The sequence below is a fragment of the Sporosarcina koreensis genome (genome assembly GCF_000826145.2).
Lineage (GTDB): Bacteria > Bacillota > Bacilli > Bacillales_A > Planococcaceae > Sporosarcina > Sporosarcina trichiuri.
Map to the genome: position 1 here is coordinate 931,786 of NZ_LN651337.1, position 15,655 is coordinate 947,440.

General features: G+C 52.6%; 17 protein-coding genes. All 17 read right to left on the reverse strand.

Annotation, left to right across the window (positions count from 1 at the left end; all coding sequences use genetic code 11):
* Positions 1-40: 40 nt before the first annotated feature.
* On the reverse strand, positions 41-1,642 hold the full coding sequence (locus tag BN1190_RS10375) for a proline--tRNA ligase (RefSeq protein ID WP_040286831.1): 1,602 nt from the start codon (positions 1,640-1,642) through the stop codon (positions 41-43).
* Between the two features lie 42 nt (positions 1,643-1,684).
* The gene (rseP, locus tag BN1190_RS10380; RefSeq protein WP_040286832.1) at positions 1,685-2,944 is read right to left on the reverse strand and encodes an RIP metalloprotease RseP; all 1,260 of its coding nucleotides are present in this window, start codon (positions 2,942-2,944) and stop codon (positions 1,685-1,687) included.
* A gap of 45 nt (positions 2,945-2,989) precedes the next feature.
* On the reverse strand, positions 2,990-4,138 hold the full coding sequence (locus tag BN1190_RS10385) for a 1-deoxy-D-xylulose-5-phosphate reductoisomerase (protein ID WP_040286833.1): 1,149 nt from the start codon (positions 4,136-4,138) through the stop codon (positions 2,990-2,992).
* Between the two features lie 20 nt (positions 4,139-4,158).
* Positions 4,159-4,953, reverse strand: a complete 795-nt coding sequence (locus BN1190_RS10390; RefSeq protein WP_040286834.1) for a phosphatidate cytidylyltransferase — start codon at positions 4,951-4,953, stop codon at positions 4,159-4,161.
* A complete protein-coding gene (locus BN1190_RS10395) occupies positions 4,950-5,744 on the reverse strand; it encodes an isoprenyl transferase (protein WP_040286835.1) in 795 nt (264 codons plus the stop codon). The genes BN1190_RS10390 and BN1190_RS10395 overlap by 4 nt, the downstream gene beginning before the upstream one ends.
* A 127-nt stretch (positions 5,745-5,871) precedes the next feature.
* The gene (gene frr, locus BN1190_RS10400; RefSeq protein WP_040286836.1) at positions 5,872-6,429 is read right to left on the reverse strand and encodes a ribosome recycling factor; all 558 of its coding nucleotides are present in this window, start codon (positions 6,427-6,429) and stop codon (positions 5,872-5,874) included.
* 2 nt (positions 6,430-6,431) lie between these two features.
* On the reverse strand, positions 6,432-7,154 hold the full coding sequence (pyrH, locus tag BN1190_RS10405) for a UMP kinase (protein WP_040286837.1): 723 nt from the start codon (positions 7,152-7,154) through the stop codon (positions 6,432-6,434).
* Between the two features lie 82 nt (positions 7,155-7,236).
* Positions 7,237-8,124, reverse strand: coding sequence for a translation elongation factor Ts (gene tsf / locus BN1190_RS10410; RefSeq protein ID WP_040286838.1), 888 nt, complete (start codon positions 8,122-8,124; stop codon positions 7,237-7,239).
* Positions 8,125-8,217: 93 nt separating this feature from the next.
* Complete coding sequence (rpsB, locus tag BN1190_RS10415; protein ID WP_040286839.1) at positions 8,218-8,952, reverse strand: 30S ribosomal protein S2; 735 nt, start codon at positions 8,950-8,952, stop codon at positions 8,218-8,220.
* A gap of 142 nt (positions 8,953-9,094) precedes the next feature.
* Entirely contained in the window at positions 9,095-9,628 is a 534-nt protein-coding gene (locus tag BN1190_RS10420) for a hypothetical protein (RefSeq protein ID WP_040286840.1), read from the reverse strand.
* A gap of 4 nt (positions 9,629-9,632) precedes the next feature.
* Positions 9,633-9,938 carry a hypothetical protein gene (locus tag BN1190_RS10425; RefSeq protein WP_040286841.1) on the reverse strand — a complete coding sequence of 102 codons (306 nt, stop codon included), beginning with the start codon at positions 9,936-9,938 and terminating at the stop codon, positions 9,633-9,635.
* Positions 9,935-10,714 (reverse strand): FliA/WhiG family RNA polymerase sigma factor, encoded by a 780-nt coding sequence (locus BN1190_RS10430; RefSeq protein WP_040286842.1) that lies wholly within the window; start codon positions 10,712-10,714, stop codon positions 9,935-9,937. Before BN1190_RS10430 ends, BN1190_RS10425 begins: the two co-directional genes overlap by 4 nt.
* Before the next feature lie 149 nt (positions 10,715-10,863).
* The gene (locus BN1190_RS10435) at positions 10,864-11,316 is read right to left on the reverse strand and encodes a chemotaxis protein CheD (protein WP_244898729.1); all 453 of its coding nucleotides are present in this window, start codon (positions 11,314-11,316) and stop codon (positions 10,864-10,866) included.
* Between the two features lie 43 nt (positions 11,317-11,359).
* Positions 11,360-11,992, reverse strand: coding sequence for a chemotaxis protein CheC (locus tag BN1190_RS10440; RefSeq protein WP_040286844.1), 633 nt, complete (start codon positions 11,990-11,992; stop codon positions 11,360-11,362).
* A complete protein-coding gene (locus tag BN1190_RS10445) occupies positions 11,982-12,455 on the reverse strand; it encodes a chemotaxis protein CheW (RefSeq protein WP_040286845.1) in 474 nt (157 codons plus the stop codon). Before BN1190_RS10445 ends, BN1190_RS10440 begins: the two co-directional genes overlap by 11 nt.
* Positions 12,456-12,472: 17 nt before the next feature.
* Positions 12,473-14,524: a chemotaxis protein CheA gene (locus tag BN1190_RS10450; RefSeq protein WP_040286846.1), complete on the reverse strand. Its 2,052-nt coding sequence runs from the start codon at positions 14,522-14,524 to the stop codon at positions 12,473-12,475.
* 12 nt (positions 14,525-14,536) lie between these two features.
* Complete coding sequence (locus BN1190_RS10455; RefSeq protein WP_040287276.1) at positions 14,537-15,655, reverse strand: protein-glutamate methylesterase/protein-glutamine glutaminase; 1,119 nt, start codon at positions 15,653-15,655, stop codon at positions 14,537-14,539.

Below are 15,655 nucleotides of genomic sequence, written 5' to 3' on the forward strand. Positions count from 1 at the left end.
AAAAAGAAAGGGAGGGCCGTCAGACGGCCATCCCTTGTCCTTACCCCATCCTGAAGAATTCCTGGAGTTTTTCAGTAACTTCCTCTTTCCGCCATTGAAAATGAGTCCCCGCAGTCCGGTATGTGACTTCCACGAACCCGTCCGCGGCCCGGCCGTCCACTGCAATCTTGACAGGAACACCAAGCTGATCGGAAGTCCTCTGCTTACTTTCCGCACTCACATGCCTGTCGTCGTACAGCACCCGGTAGCGGTAGCCTTTCATGACGGAATTCAGCTCATCGGCGAGCTGCAGCTGTGCGTCGTCGTCAGTGTCCTCAATCAGCAGGTGTATATCGTAAGGGGCGAGACGTACCGGCCATTTGAGCCCTGACTCATCACTGAAGTATTCAGCCGTCACTGCGAACAGCCGGGTGACATCGATGTAGTAATAACCGGTGGAGATCTCGAGTGACCCCTTGCCGGCAACGTCGATCGTACTGAACACCGGTTTCGGATCGAGAATCCAGGCGACTGTCACTGCTTTATGAAATGTCAGGGTGCCGTTCCCGTCAGGCGAGGGCTCCCCCTCTTTGACGAGACGCAGGTCCGCATAAGTATCAGCCGTAAAGTCCCGTTCCGGATTGACATTTTGGAGGAATGTATCCGTTTCGTTCGCACCGCACAAGCCGTTCACAACCGTCTCTACACTATAGTCCGCAATCACACGGAAACCGAACGGAAGCTGTACAGGTCCGAGTGTTTCCGACTGCACACCGAGCACTTCCTTTACGCTGCCGTCTGTCAGTCTGCAAATCGAATCGGTACCGAGAACTTTTTTCAGCTTCCATTCGTTCAGTTCACAGTCGTTTCGGATGAGCACCAGGACTGCTCCGTCATCCGTGTCATACAGGTACGACCGGATGATCCGGTCTTGGTCTATATCCAGCGATTCCGCCAGCTGCACGACATCCATGCCGCCGCCGTTTATCTTCTTGGCCGGTTTCTCCCTTACACCCGCTTCCCTTTCCTGCCGGGGAGCCTCAGCGAGTGCTGCTTTGGCTGCATACGTTCCGCTCTCATTCCGAGCGATCCATTCATCGCCGCATTCCGAGAAGGCGGTGAATTCATACTGTTTCACACCAGCCTGCTGTTCGCTCTCCAGAATACTGAATGGGGTGCCGATCCTGTTGAAGATCGCAGAAAACACGGAGTGGAGGAGCGTCCCGTGCTCCTCCGCCTCTTTGATGTCCGTATGGAACGAATAGCCGCTCATCAGGGAGAATTCTTTTGCCGCCAGCAGACCCCTTACCGGATCGAATGAACTGTCCGGACGGATATGCTGCTTGATATGGAACATGGAGATGGGCAGCTGCTCGGACGCGATGACCTCCTTTGCGATCAGCGAAAGGAGCACCATTTCATCCGATTTCCCTGTGGCATGCTCGAACTGTTCATAAGGCAGGTCCACTTCCAGCACACCTGCCTGTTCCATCTCATCGCGTATCATCTGCTTCATATTAGCCAGCACTTTCCCGGCGAGCGGAAAGTATGCGTACATCCCCTCGGAAGTCTCCTGAATATAGCCGGATTGGGTCAGCAGACGGTCCGCTGAGCAACGGTTCGATGTTTCAGCGGCAGGTATGAAAACGCCTGATTGTTTCATCGTGCATCGCCTCCCTCAATCCCCCAGAGGGGTACTTGTCGTTCAGAAAAAGAATTTCTGTATATCATTCCAAGTGACGACCAGCATGAGCAGCATGAGCAGCATGATGCCGACAAAATGGACCATCCCTTCTTTTTGACGGTCGATCGGCTTGCCTCGTATCGCTTCGAACAGGAAGAACAGCAGCCGTCCGCCGTCAAGTGCCGGCAGAGGGAGCAGGTTCATGATCCCGAGGTTGATGCTCAATACAGCCGCCCAGTTCATCAGATTGAAGATGCCGTACTGTGCAACTTCTTCGGTCGCTTTGTAAATACCTACCGGACCGGATAATGCATCCAGTGTGAACTGGCCAGTTACAAGCATACCGAGCAGTTCAAATATCTTCGCGATCCAGTACCACGTCTGCTGCGCGCCGTAGACGACAGCCTTCAGCGGATTCTTCTCCACCGGGCTTGTGTAGTAGACGCCGATCTGGCCGAATGACTGGCCGGCATCCTCGACTTCCTCCGGGGTCACCGTCAATGTTTTCAAGGCCCCGTTGCGTTCCACTTCGATTGTCATTTCCTTTTCAGGGCTGTTCTGGATTTCTTCGGTGAATCCGTTCCAATCCGTCACAGCCCTGCCGTCCGCTTCTTTGACATAGTCACCCGCCTGAAGGCCGGCCGCCGCCGCAGGGCTGTCTTTCTGGACTTCGGTGATGATCGGTTCGTTCGTCGGCACGCCGTTCAGCAGGCCGAGTGCAAGGAAAACGAAGAACGCCAGGATGAAGTTGAAAACAGGTCCCGCCAATATAGTGAGGAACCGTCCCATGAGCGGCTTCGAATCGAATTGACGATCTTTCGGTGCGATCAGTGTCTTTTCACCTTTTTCGTAGATGACAGCATTTCGCGACACGCTGAAACGGACGAGGTTTTCATCTTCGTCGTATCCTTTGATGAAAAGCTCATCTTTCAAGTCAGCAGCCTCGGTTTCCAGGAAGAGGATCTCGGGGTTGGAGACATTCGAATTCAAATAGATCTTTGTCACTTCATCTTGGTCGTTCAGAATCAGACCCACACGATAACCGGGCAGCAGTTCCACGGTATCGAAGTCTTCTCCTGCCATCCGGACATACCCGCCGAGCGGCAGCAGCCGGATCGTGTAGAGGGTTTCCCCTTTCTGGATTCCAAGAATTTTCGGTCCCATACCGATTGCAAACTCGCGGACCATGATGCCTGCGCGCTTTGCGAACAGGAAGTGTCCGAATTCATGAAAAAATACTAAGGAGCCGAAAATAATTATAAACGAAATAACTGTTCCCATTTATACCCACCTTTTCAACCCGTTCAGGCTGTTATACTAAATACCTTATTTTATCATGGAATGGACGATTTGACGAGTTTGCCTGTCTGTCTCAAGGATGGCTTCAAGGGTTGCGTTCCGGATGGTCTGGTGCTGCTCCATCGCGCGTTCGACGAGTTCATCGATCTGGACGAATGTGATATGGCCGGCAAGGAACTGGCTGACCGCCACTTCGTTTGCTGCGTTCATCGCCGCAGGCATCGTGCCGCCGATTCGTCCGGCTTCATACGCAAGCGCGAGTGCGCGGAACCGGTCATAGTCCATCTTCTTGAAGTTCAGCACTGCAATCTCTTCAAGTTTCAGGCGCTGGGGCGACGCCATCGGGATACGTTCCGGATAGGTCAGCGCATATTGGATCGGCACACGCATGTCCGGTGAGCCCAGCTGTGCCATGACGCTCGTGTCTTCGAATTCGACCATGGAATGGATGATGCTTTCCTTATGCAGCAGACAGTCGATCTGATCGTACGGCATATCGAAGAGGTGATGGGCTTCGATCACTTCCAGTCCTTTGTTGAACATTGTCGCGGAATCGATTGTCAGCTTGCTGCCCATTGACCAGTTCGGATGCGCAAGGGCCTGTTTCACTGTGACATTCTGCAGCTGGCCGCGGGTCAGATCACGGAAACTTCCGCCCGACGCAGTGAGGATCAGACGGGTGATGGATTTCTCCTGCTCCCCGTTGAGCGCCTGGAATATCGCCGAGTGTTCACTGTCCACAGGCAGGATCGGCACATTTCGCCGCTTCGCTTCAGCCATTACGACATCCCCTGCTGCGACGAGCGTTTCCTTGTTTGCAATGGCAATGGCAATCCCTTCTCGGATCGCCGCCAATGTCGGTTTCAGACCGACACTGCCGATGACGGAATTCAGCAGGACATCCGCACCTGAATGGGCGGCTACTTCTTCAAGGCCTTCTGATCCGTACATGAACCGGATGGACGGGAATTCCGTGCGCAGCATCTCGGCGTCCGCCTTCTCTATGACCGAAATAAGCGGCGGATTGTGAGTGGCCGCTATCTCTCTCACTTTTTCGATATTGCGTCCGGCCGACATTGCGGCAAGTTCGAATTGTTCCGGATGTGCGGACAGTACATCCAGTGTCTGCAGACCGATGGATCCGGTTGCTCCGAGGAGGCTGATCTTTTTTTTCATTGTGAATACATCCCTTTCAATTAGCTGACAAAATGCAGCAGATGAAGGAGCGGCAGGACAAACAGAAGGCTGTCGAACCGGTCCAGTATACCGCCGTGACCGGGAAGCAGTTTCCCGGAATCTTTCACATCATACGTCCTTTTCAATGCAGACTCCACCAGATCGCCGAGCTGGCCGATGATCGAAGCGATGATCGTCACTCCGATCAGTACAGCATATGACGGGGAGACCGGTTCAATCATCTGGAATATGATCGCAAAGACGACCGCACAGATGATGCCGCCCAAGAAGCCTTCAACCGTCTTGTTCGGCGAGATTTCCGGCCAGAGCTTCCGTCTCCCTAATTTACGGCCGACAAAATAGGCGCCCGAATCCGTCGTCCAGACAACGACGAGCGCATAGACGATGAAGATAAGACCGGCATCCCGGGTCGCTGTAAGGAAGTAGAAGCCCATCCCGACATAAAAGGCGGACAGGACTGAAAATGCCGCATCGGAGAACGTGAAGCGGTTTTTGACAATAACAGTATAAATTAATAACAGTAAAATTATGATGAAAGCCGCTTCCAGTTTCGTATAGCCGATCGCTCCAAGCCATTCCCGTTCAGCCGTTCGGGGAAGCAGAAGAACCGCCGACAACAGCCATGAGAGCATACCTTCCGGAGAAGCCAGCCTGATGGACTGCATTTTCAGTAGTTCATGAAGGCCGATTGCAGCAATCGCATAGACGAGCAGCGTGAACGGCACTCCTCCCACTATGACAAATGGTATGAAGATTGCTGCAGCTATCACCGCGGTAAGTATCCGTTGTTTCACTTGAGATCCTCCCCTTCAAGACTGCCAAACCGCCTGCTGCGTTTTTGATAATCCTCTAGTATATCCAGCATCGTGTTCTCGTTGAAATCCGGCCAGAGCACTTCGGTGAATGCAAGTTCCGCATACGCCAGCTGCCAGAGCATGAAGTTCGACAGACGCACTTCCCCGCTCGTACGGATCAGCAGGTCAGGGTCTGGCAGATGCCGGGTCATCATTGCATCGCCTACGGTTTCTTCTGTGATATCATCCGGACGCAGTTCTCCGTTCTCCAGCTGACGGGCAATCCCTTTGACGGCTTCCGCGATTTCAAAACGGCTGCCGTAGTTCATCGCGAAATTCAGCACCATCCCGTCATTGGCCGATGTTTCTTCGATCGCTTTCTCGATCGCTTCTTTCGTATGGGCCGGCAGCAGTTCCGCACTGCCGATCATTTCGACTTTCACGTTATTTTCAACCAGCTCCGGAAGATACGTCGTCAGGAATTCACCGGGAAGTTTCATGAGGAAATCGATTTCCCGCTTCGGACGTTTCCAGTTTTCCGTTGAGAATGCATACAGTGTCAATACCTGCACACCGAGCTCATTCGCAAACAGTGTCGTCTTCCGGACAGTTTTCATGCCTTCATGGTGACCTGCTATGCGGGGCAGCTTACGGCTTTTCGCCCATCTGCCATTGCCATCCATGATAATTGCGATATGGGCAGGCATCGGCTTCCCTTTTACAGCTGCAAGACGCTCTTCGGCTGCCGACGGGAACGCCGTTGTTTTCTTGCGCAGCAGTTTATCGAACATAGTTTTTCCTCCACTCGACGGCAATTCAATTCATTCATCCTCTTTATCCTATCAAACTGACGGGAAAGTTGCATGCTAAAAAGGACGTCCTGTGCTTAGGACGTCCGATAAAATAGAAAGTTACTGTTCAGATTTCCATAATCTCTTTTTCTTTGTCTTCCGCGAGACCGTCGATTTTGGAGATGTACGCATCCGTCAGCTTCTGGACTTCTTCGCTGTAGCGGCGAAGTTCGTCTTCTGTGATTTCGCCGTCCTTCTCCAGTTTTTTGAGTTCGTCATTGGCATCCCGGCGGATGTTGCGGACTGCGACTTTCGACTCTTCGCCGTCTTTTTTCACTTCTTTGACGAGCTCTTTCCGGCGTTCTTCCGTCAGTGCCGGCACTGCCAGGCGGATGACAGATCCGTCATTCGAAGGCGTGATGCCGATATCCGACTTCAGGATCGCTTTTTCGATTTCACCCAATGTCGTTTTGTCGTATGGCTGGATGACCAGCAGGCGTGCTTCCGGTACGGAAATACCCGCCATTTGGTTCAAAGGTGTCGGGGCACCATAATACATGACGGAAATACGGTCAAGCAAAGACGCGTTCGCACGTCCGGCACGGATGGAAGCAAGTTCCCTTGTAAGTGACTGGATCGCTTTCTCCATGCGTTCAGTTGTCTGATCCATTACTGATTTTGGCATGTTCAGTTCCTCCCAACGACTGTACCGATCGTTTCGCCGCATACAGCCTTTTTAATGTTTCCTTCTTCCATTATCGAGAATACTACGAGCGGGATATCGTTGTCCATACAGAGAGTGGACGCTGTGGCATCCATCACCTGGAGTCCTTTGCTGATCACTTCGAGATACGTGAGCTGTTCATACTTCACAGCTGTCGAGTCGATCATCGGATCTGCCGAATAGACACCATCGACATTATTCTTGCCCATCAGGATGACATCCGCTTCAATCTCAGCTGCCCGCAATGCTGCTGTTGTATCCGTCGAGAAGTACGGATTGCCCGTACCTGCCGCAAAGATGACAACCCGATTCTTTTCGAGATGGCGGATCGCTTTCCTGCGAATGTACGGCTCAGCCACCTGGCGCATATCAATCGAGGACATCACCCGTGATTCAGCCCCCAGTTTTTCAATAGCATCCTGGAGTGCCAGAGCGTTCATGACAGTTGCAAGCATTCCCATATAGTCGGCAGTCGTCCGGTCCATCCCCATCTCGCTGCCGACTTTCCCGCGCCAGATGTTGCCGCCGCCGACTACGACAGCGACCTCGATACCGAGATCCAGGACTTCCTTCACCTGCACGGCGACGGATTTGATGATTGCAGGAGAAAGGCCGAAGCCCTGCTCTCCGGCGAGCGCTTCTCCGCTCAGTTTTAACACGATCCGTTTGTATGTAGGAGTGCTCATATGTATCCCCCATCGTTTTGGTTTCGGTTTTCTAAAAAAGAGGGAACACAAAATGTGTCCCCTGTCAGTTGTATAAGTGGAATCAGTTGCCTTTGTTCACTTGGCTCATGACTTCGTCCGCAAAGTTGTCTTCACGCTTTTCGATACCTTCGCCGACTTCATAGCGGATGAATTCCTTCAGTGTGCCGCCAGTCGAAGCGATGAATTCGCCGACTTTCTGGTCTGAGTTCTTGACGAATGGCTGATCGAGTACGCAGATCTCTTCGAAATACTTGCGCAGACGGCCTTCCACCATTTTCGCAACGATGTTTTCCGGCTTGCCTTCGTTCAAGGCCTGCTCAGTCAGTACTTTGCGCTCATGCTCGACTTCCTCTTCGGAAATCTGGTCATGTGAGATGTATTTAGGGTTCATGGCTGCGATGTGCATAGCGACATCTTTCGCAGCTTCTTCATCAGTCGATCCTTCCAGAAGCGTCAGTACGGAAATACGGCCGCCCATGTGCAAGTATGCACCGAAAGCATCGTTGTCTGTCTTTGTACGGATTTCGAAACGGCGGAGTGTGATCTTTTCACCGATTTTCGCAACTGCATTGGAAATGTAGTCAGCAACGACCTGTCCGTTTTCCATTTTGGAAGCAGTCGCTTCTTCAACAGTTTCCGGCTTCGTCGCAAGAAGGTGATCAGACAATTCTTTGACAAGTGTCTGGAACGCTTCGTTTTTCGCAACGAAGTCTGTTTCAGCATTGACTTCAAGGATGACCGCTTCGTTTCCGCGGACTTCGATTGACGTTGTACCTTCCGCTGCAATGCGATCGGCTTTCTTCGCTGCGCTGGAAAGTCCTTTTTCACGCAGGAAGTCGATTGCTGCTTCCATGTCTCCGTTCACTTCAGTCAATGCTTTTTTGCAGTCCATCATACCTGCGCCGGTTTTTTCACGCAGTTCTTTTACCATTTGAGCTGTAATAGCCATGTTGAATTCCTCCTATTGGACCATTTAGTGTAGGCTGTTCTCCTAAAAAAGACGATAAGTGGGGGTTGGCCGCTTATCGTCTTACCGTTTCTATTACTCTGCAGCTACTGCTTCTGATTCTTCTGCTTGAGCAGTCTCTTCGTCTTCACCCTGTTTAGACTCGATCAATGCATCCGCCATTTTGCTTGTCAGAAGGCGGACTGCACGGATTGCATCATCGTTTGCAGGGATGACATAGTCAATCTCATCCGGGTCGCAGTTCGTGTCCACGATGCCGACGAGTGGGATATTCAATTTATGAGCTTCTGCAACTGCAATACGCTCTTTGCGCGGATCCACTACGTAGATTACGTCAGGGATCTGCTTCATATCACGGATACCGCCAAGGAACTTAACGAGGCGTTCGTGTTCTTTTTTAAGCTGGGAGACTTCTTTTTTAGGAAGAACGTCGAATGTGCCGTCCTCTTCCATTTTTTCAATTTGCTTCATCCGTGCGATACGCTTCTGGATTGTGCCGAAGTTTGTCAGAGTACCGCCCAACCAGCGCTGGTTGATATAGTACATGCCTGCACGTTCCGCTTCTTCCTTGATAGCGTCCTGGGCTTGTTTCTTCGTACCGACGAACAATACCTTACCGCCGTCAGCACCGACCTGGCGCATGAAGTTATAAGCTTCTTCAAGCTTCTTCACTGTTTTCTGAAGATCGATGATGTAGATTCCGTTCCGCTCCACGAAGATGTATTTCTTCATTTTCGGGTTCCAGCGGCGTGTCTGGTGTCCGAAATGCACACCAGCTTCAAGCAATTGTTTCATTGAAATAACTGACATTGTGTTTTCCTCCTGTTTGGTTGGATTCCTCCGTGCAGATCATCCGCAGTGAGCGACCTTCCGGCACCATCTCCAGCGTCCCGGCACGTGTGTAGTAATACCATTTGCTACTATAACATACGACCCGTGATCAGTGCAACCATTACTGTTTGAATTTCAGGATGAGCTCTACTTCCGTCTTCCCTTTGCCGAGACGGCTCGCAATCTCCTCAGGAGAAATCCCTTCGCTATGCAGCCGGTAAACTTCCTCGAACGCAGCATCCGTACGGCCGTCCTGTCCGTGTCCGCCACCTTGTTTGCGCGCAACAGCCGATGCAGCCGGCCCTTGCTGGGCTTGATAGGAGTTCATAACCTTCAGCACCGGCGGCTTTGGCGGTTCGAAATCAGCAGGCTGCCTGTCCGGCCCTGGTGCCGTCTGTGCCTCATGAGTCTGAGCGGCCGGTTTTCCGGCCGCAGAGGAGCGGTCCTTCAGCTGTCCGAGCTCTTCGATCAGCCTGTCATTCTCTTCTTTGACATCTGACATATACAGCGCCAGACTGTCTTCCATCTCTTTCATGAGCTGCTTCTGCTGCTTTTCCGTATTGTCCAGCCTGGAAAGCCGCATATACAGCAGTGCAATGAAATAGAAACTGCCGAGCTGGAGGATGAACAGGAGCACTAGGAATATAGCTGTCATCCCATCACCCGCTAAAATCCACAAAGCCGCCTTTGTACGGATGGCTTAAGGTGGATTCTTTCTGATTTTGTTCCGTCTGCGGACGTTCGTCACCCGTTTGTCCGCTGCCTGACTGCTGATTGTTATTATGCATCTTTTCGGACTGCGCACTGTCCATTACTGTGTTCCGCTGTTTCCGGGCTTGTGTTTCCGTCTGGGCGGCGGCCTGCTGATGGTTCAGCGCAGACTGCTGGTTTTTCTGCTCCGTGACTTTCCCCGCATCGAACGTCTTCGGAATCGCAATCTGCAGTTCGATCGATTTCAGACTCATAGGATCCCCCGATCCAGCACTTCCGGCAGCAGGACTTTCCGCAGCTTGAACAATGCTTTCGAATGGATTTGAGATATCCGGGAAGTGGAAAGACTCAGGATCTCACCGATTTCGGTGAGCGTCATTTCCTCCGAATAGAAAAGGCTGAGCACAAGCTGTTCGTTCTCGTTCAGATCCTTGATCTTCTGAACCATTTCACCGAGCAGTTCCGTTTTTACCGCCTGCTGTTCCGGCGTGACTGTCTTCTCGTCTTTCAGCACGAAGCTTTTGCCGGCATCCTCTTCGTCGTCATTCATCCGTTCATCGATTGACAGGATACTTGCAAAGTAATGCTCATGGACGGTCTGATAGACATCCGCCACCTCAAGGCCGGTATGCTCTGCAATTTCCTCCGGGGTGGCACTCCTCATCAGCTTCTGTTCCAATTTGCTGATCTGTTCTTCCAGCTTCTTGGACTTTTCGCGCGAGGACCTCGGCAGCCAATCTTCCTTCCGCAGGCCGTCCAGTATACTTCCCCGAATACGGAATGACGCGTATGTATCGAACTTCAGATCCCTGGAGGGGTCGAATTTCGTGAGCGCGTCGAATAGGCCCTGGTATCCCAGGCTCTTTACGTCGTCTCTTGAAACATTCCTGGGCAGGCCGGATCCGATCCGCTGGACATGGTAGTTCACAAGCGGCATATATTTGCGCACGAGTGCATCCCCTGCGTCGGGATCCCGTCTGCTAAGCCAAAGTTCCCAGTGATCATCCTCGGACAGTTCCTTTTTCGCCATAGAATCCCTCGCTTCCATGCTAAACGGTATAATGTATTCCTAACTATTGAACAGTATAGCAAAACAGGCATCGTAAAGACAGTGTGCAGAAAGTATATTCATCACAAAAAAACAGCAGTTTCATCTACTGAAACCACTGTTGCCTGCTTTTATATTTCCTTCGTTCCTTCGTTGACAGTCCTGACACTCAGTACTCCTGATGCAGGGTCGAATTCGATTGTCCGGCCGCTGGAGCCCCCTGTGTCTTCCGCGATCAGCGGTATCGAGAGGCGATTCAGCTCATTCTTCACCGCTTCGACGTTCCGCGGTCCTATCCTCACTGTGTCACTGGACCCGAACTGGAACATCTGTGATCCCCCTGCAATCTTCGCTTTCAGCGACATGGGACGGACGCCCTCCGTCTTCAGCAGCTCCATCAGGGCGTAGATGCCCGTATCCGCAAACTTCGCAGCGTTAAGAGCAGCTCCTTTCCCCAGCGAACTGTCCGGAAGCATCACATGCACCATACCGGCAATCTTCTTCCGTTCGTCGTAGAGCACGACGCCTACACAGGAGCCGAGACCCGATGTCCGGATTGTATCCGATTCCCTCACCAAGTTCATATCCGCGATACCGACCCGTACGACCGTCTTCACTGCAGCCACCTTACATGACTCCCAAAGACTTGAAGATGGCGGCATAGGAAGGCGGATCGGGAAGCAGGAAGAAATGGCCGTCGACACTTTTATCACTGATGTCTTCCTCGACGATTTTCGTATCGATCACGATGACTTCGTCACTGTAATGCGAGACTTCGATCAGACCGAAACTGACGATCGCCCCGACCATATCGACGCTGAGCGACGGAACAGTCGGGTAGATTTTCAGACCGGTGAAATCGGACAGCGCAGACAGGTAGGAACCCGACAGGATATTGCCGAGTTCCTGCATGGCGGACAGCCCGATATCCGCCATCGTCTCCGGAGCGGAAAAATCGAAGGACGGATCTCCGACCAGCCTGCGGATGAAGCGGTTCGCCGAATCGATCGGCAGCACGAAAAACATACTGCCGGACAGGTCCCCTTCTATGCGCAGGAAAATCCCGACGACAACACTTTCCGAGCCGCCTGCGAGCTCGAACATGTCATCGAATGAGACGAGCGCCACTTTCGGCACATGCATATCGATGGTCCGCTGCAGCAGTTCGGACAGTGAAGTCGCGGCATGGGCTGCCCCGATATTGCCGATCTCCTTCAGGACATCGAGATGCATGTCCGTGATCGTCAGGTCAGTTGTCATCGGACTGTCCGTTCCTGATCGGCTTCAGCACCTGATCCAAGTTGAGCATCACGAGCAGCCGCTTATCGATCTTGGCCACGCCTGCCACGAAGTCGGATTCCACGGAACCGACGACTTCCGGCTGTGATTCCAGCGCATCAGCCGGAATATCGATTACGTCATTGGCATCATCGACAATGAGGCCGGCATCGAAGTTCTCAAGGTTCACGATGATGATCCGCGTATTGTCATCGTACTCGGTCACCGGAAGGTCGAAGCGTGTCCGCAAGTCGACGATCGGTGTCACCATTCCGCGCAGATTGATCACCCCTTTTACATAGGACGGCACGCCCGGGATCCGCGTGATCGTCATGAGTAATAGCTTTTCGATCGATTGGACGACATCCACTTCGATCGCATACTCTTTGTCGAGCAGTTGAAAGACGATCGTCTTGATCATCTTGTTTTCTGTTCCAGCTGACATTCGAATTTCCTCCCTGCTTATCTGATGAGGGCGTTGCAGTCTACGATCAGTGCAACTTGCCCATTTCCGAGAATGGTAGCGCCCGACAAAGCAAAGACGCTTTGCAAGTAATTCCCGAGTGATTTGAGTACAATTTCCTGTTGGCCGATGAACGAATCGACGACCAGCGCCGCAAGGTTCTCCCCTTTGCGCACAATGACGACGGACTTGTATTCCTCTTCTCCGTCCGGCAGGCCTGTCTGGAAAATTTCCCGGAGATCGACGAGCGGCACGATTTTTCCGCGGAAGTCGATCACCCGCTGGTTGTGCGCATTCAGGATATCATCCTTGTGTATGATTGCCGTCTCGATGATCGAGGACAGCGGAACAGCGAACACTTCTTTCTGCATCTCGACGAGCATGACCGAAATGATCGAAAGTGTGAGCGGCAGCTGGACCTGGAACAGGGAGCCTTCCCCTTCTTTGGAATCGATCGAAATATGGCCGCCGAGCGACTCGATCGTGCTTTTGACGACATCCAGCCCGACACCCCGGCCGGAAACATCTGTCAGTTTTTCAGCAGTGGAGAAACCGGATGACAGGATCAGTTCCGCCACCTGCTTATCGGTCAGCATATCCGCAGCATCTTCCGAGACGATTCCCCGCTCGATCGCCTTTCGGAGGACGCGTTCCCGGTTCACGCCTGCTCCGTCATCTTCGAGTTCTATGAAGACGTGGTTTCCTGAGTGATAGGAACGGAGCGTGACGGTGCCTTCCTCGGGCTTTCCTTTTGCAAGCCGTTCCGCAGGACTTTCGATGCCATGGTCAAGCGCATTGCGGATCAGATGGACAAGCGGATCACCGATTTCATCGATCACCGTCCGGTCGAGTTCCGTCTCGGCGCCAATGATTTCCAGATTTATCTTCTTATCGAGGTCACGGGCGAGCTGGCGGACCATTTTCGGGAACCGGTTGAATACCGTTTCCACCGGGACCATCCGCATATTCAATATGATATTCTGCAGATCCCCCGAGATCCGTGTCATCCGCTCCGTCGTTTCATTCAATTCAGCATTCTGCAGTTCCGCAGCGATGGACTGCAGACGGCCCCGATCGATGACAAGTTCTTCGAACAGGTTCATGAGTACGTCGAGACGGTCGATATTGACCCGGATCGTCTTGTTCGCGGAATGGGAGGAGCCGGATCGTCTGGACGAAGCCTCCGCTTTGTCATCCGCCTTTTTAACGGGCTTCTCGGCAGGTGCCGAATCAGCTGGCGGATTGGGTATTTCTTCTTTCGCAGGTGCCTCCACAGCAGCCGCCGACTCGTTTTCCGCCCGCTTCAGCTGGACGTGATGGATCTCAGCTGTCTCGAGTTCAGACACTTTCTCCACTTTCGCCTTGATATCCGCGGCGTCTTCCTTAGTGATCAGGACGACAGTGAACCGGTTATCGAATTCTTCATTCTCCAGCTGTTCCACATTCGGGTTCGTCTTGATGACCTCTCCGGCTTTTTCGAGTATTTCAAATACCATGAAGACCCTGGCAGCCTTCAGCAGGCAGTCGTCCCGGAGTGTCACGTCCAGTTCATAGGCATGGAATCCCTGGTCGATCGACTGTGTGATCACCGTCTGTTCGAAATCATCATAGACAAGTGCACCTGTGCGAGCAGGTGCCGCTTCAGCCGCCGGAATTTCAGCGGTTGGTGATTCTCCCGCTTCGATCTGATTGAGCATGGTCACCAGGCCGCCTACGTCCTTCTTGCCTGTTCCGCCGCCTTCGATATCGAGCACCATCTCCTCAAGTGCATCGGACGATTCGAACACGACATCCAGTATTTCCGATGTCACACCGATCTTCGAATTGCGGATGGCATCAAGGACGTTTTCCATTTTATGTGTCAAATTGGCGATGTCTTCATATCCCATCGTAGCTGACATGCCTTTCAATGTATGGGCAGCCCGGAAGATTTCATTGACAATGCTCAGGTCATCCGGATTCTTTTCCAACTCCAACAGCTGTTCGTTGCATGCCTGGAGATGCTCTTTACTCTCTTCGAGGAACATTTCCAAGTACTGGTTTGTATCCATCCAATTGCCTCCTTAAGACTTGACGTGCTCTGTGAGCAGCTTCCCGATTTCTTGTACAGGCGCCGAAATATCGGCAAGGCCGGCCCGGGCGATTGCGCGGGGCATGCCATAGACGACTGCAGTTTCTTCCGATTCAGCGATGGTATAGGTCCGGCATCTGCTTCTCAGCTGTTCCATGCCTTCCAGACCATCATGCCCCATACCTGTCATGATGGCTGTCGTGAATTGCTGTTCCGCCAATTCGGATACCGATTCGAGCAGCACATCGACAGCAGGCCGGTGACCCATTCTCGGCGGCTCTGCGTTATCCAGACGGATTGCATAGCTGACGCCTATCCGAACGACTTTCATATGGTAGCCGCCCGGCGCGATATAGGCTGTATTCTTTTCGACCAGCTCACCGTTTTCCGCTTCCTTCACATGGATCTCACATAGGCTGTCCAAGCGCTCTGCCAGGGATTTCGTGAAACCCGCCGGCATGTGCTGGACGATCAGAATAGGGGCCCCGACATTTTCAGGAAGTGAAGTCAGCACTTGCTGGAGGGCTCTTGGACCCCCTGTCGAAGTGCCTATGACGATCATCCGCTTAACCGCAGAGCGCGAAAGTCCCGAAGCGGCGGGCTGTGCAGTCTGCACAGTGCTTGTGGCTTTCGGGAACCGCTGTACCGGTTGTGCCGGAACAGCAGGTGTATCGGCCGCCCTGCGGTCAGTGATCTTCTTCATATCGATTTTTGAGGCATCGGTCACTTTACGGATGATCTGCTGTTCGCTGTCCCGCAAGTTGAGCGAAATGGCACCGCCCGGTTTCGTGATGAAATCGACCGCTCCGTATTCCATGGCGCGGATCGTGTTTTCCGCGCCTTCTTTCGTTGTACTGGACAGCATGACGATCGGGAGCGGAGCCGTCTCCATGATCCTCCGCAAAGCACCAAGTCCGTCGAGCACCGGCATCTCGATATCCAATGTCATGACATCAGGTTTGAGCGCTTTCGCTTTCTCAACAGCCTCCAGCCCATTCCTGGCTGTTCCGGCCACTTCCAGTCCGGGATGCGAGGAGATGATCTCCGAAATCAGCTTGCGCATGAAAGCGGAATCATCCGCGATCAGCACTCGTTTTACATCCTGCTCCAT

What these genes read in the sequence shown, in the direction of transcription:
- BN1190_RS10375 (WP_040286831.1), bottom strand. Translation starts at nt 1,642, where the DNA reads ATGAAACAATCAGGCGTTTTCATACCTGCCGCTGAAACATCGAACCGT.
- rseP (WP_040286832.1), bottom strand. Translation starts at nt 2,944, where the DNA reads ATGGGAACAGTTATTTCGTTTATAATTATTTTCGGCTCCTTAGTATTT.
- BN1190_RS10385 (WP_040286833.1), bottom strand. Translation starts at nt 4,138, where the DNA reads ATGAAAAAAAAGATCAGCCTCCTCGGAGCAACCGGATCCATCGGTCTG.
- BN1190_RS10395 (WP_040286835.1), bottom strand. Translation starts at nt 5,744, where the DNA reads ATGTTCGATAAACTGCTGCGCAAGAAAACAACGGCGTTCCCGTCGGCA.
- frr (WP_040286836.1), bottom strand. Translation starts at nt 6,429, where the DNA reads ATGCCAAAATCAGTAATGGATCAGACAACTGAACGCATGGAGAAAGCG.
- pyrH (WP_040286837.1), bottom strand. Translation starts at nt 7,154, where the DNA reads ATGAGCACTCCTACATACAAACGGATCGTGTTAAAACTGAGCGGAGAA.
- tsf (WP_040286838.1), bottom strand. Translation starts at nt 8,124, where the DNA reads ATGGCTATTACAGCTCAAATGGTAAAAGAACTGCGTGAAAAAACCGGC.
- rpsB (WP_040286839.1), bottom strand. Translation starts at nt 8,952, where the DNA reads ATGTCAGTTATTTCAATGAAACAATTGCTTGAAGCTGGTGTGCATTTC.
- BN1190_RS10420 (WP_040286840.1), bottom strand. Translation starts at nt 9,628, where the DNA reads ATGACAGCTATATTCCTAGTGCTCCTGTTCATCCTCCAGCTCGGCAGT.
- BN1190_RS10425 (WP_040286841.1), bottom strand. Translation starts at nt 9,938, where the DNA reads ATGAGTCTGAAATCGATCGAACTGCAGATTGCGATTCCGAAGACGTTC.
- BN1190_RS10430 (WP_040286842.1), bottom strand. Translation starts at nt 10,714, where the DNA reads ATGGCGAAAAAGGAACTGTCCGAGGATGATCACTGGGAACTTTGGCTT.
- BN1190_RS10435 (WP_244898729.1), bottom strand. Translation starts at nt 11,316, where the DNA reads ATGAACTTGGTGAGGGAATCGGATACAATCCGGACATCGGGTCTCGGC.
- BN1190_RS10440 (WP_040286844.1), bottom strand. Translation starts at nt 11,992, where the DNA reads ATGACAACTGACCTGACGATCACGGACATGCATCTCGATGTCCTGAAG.
- BN1190_RS10445 (WP_040286845.1), bottom strand. Translation starts at nt 12,455, where the DNA reads ATGTCAGCTGGAACAGAAAACAAGATGATCAAGACGATCGTCTTTCAA.
- BN1190_RS10450 (WP_040286846.1), bottom strand. Translation starts at nt 14,524, where the DNA reads ATGGATACAAACCAGTACTTGGAAATGTTCCTCGAAGAGAGTAAAGAG.
- BN1190_RS10455 (WP_040287276.1), bottom strand. Translation starts at nt 15,655, where the DNA reads ATGGAGCAGGATGTAAAACGAGTGCTGATCGCGGATGATTCCGCTTTC.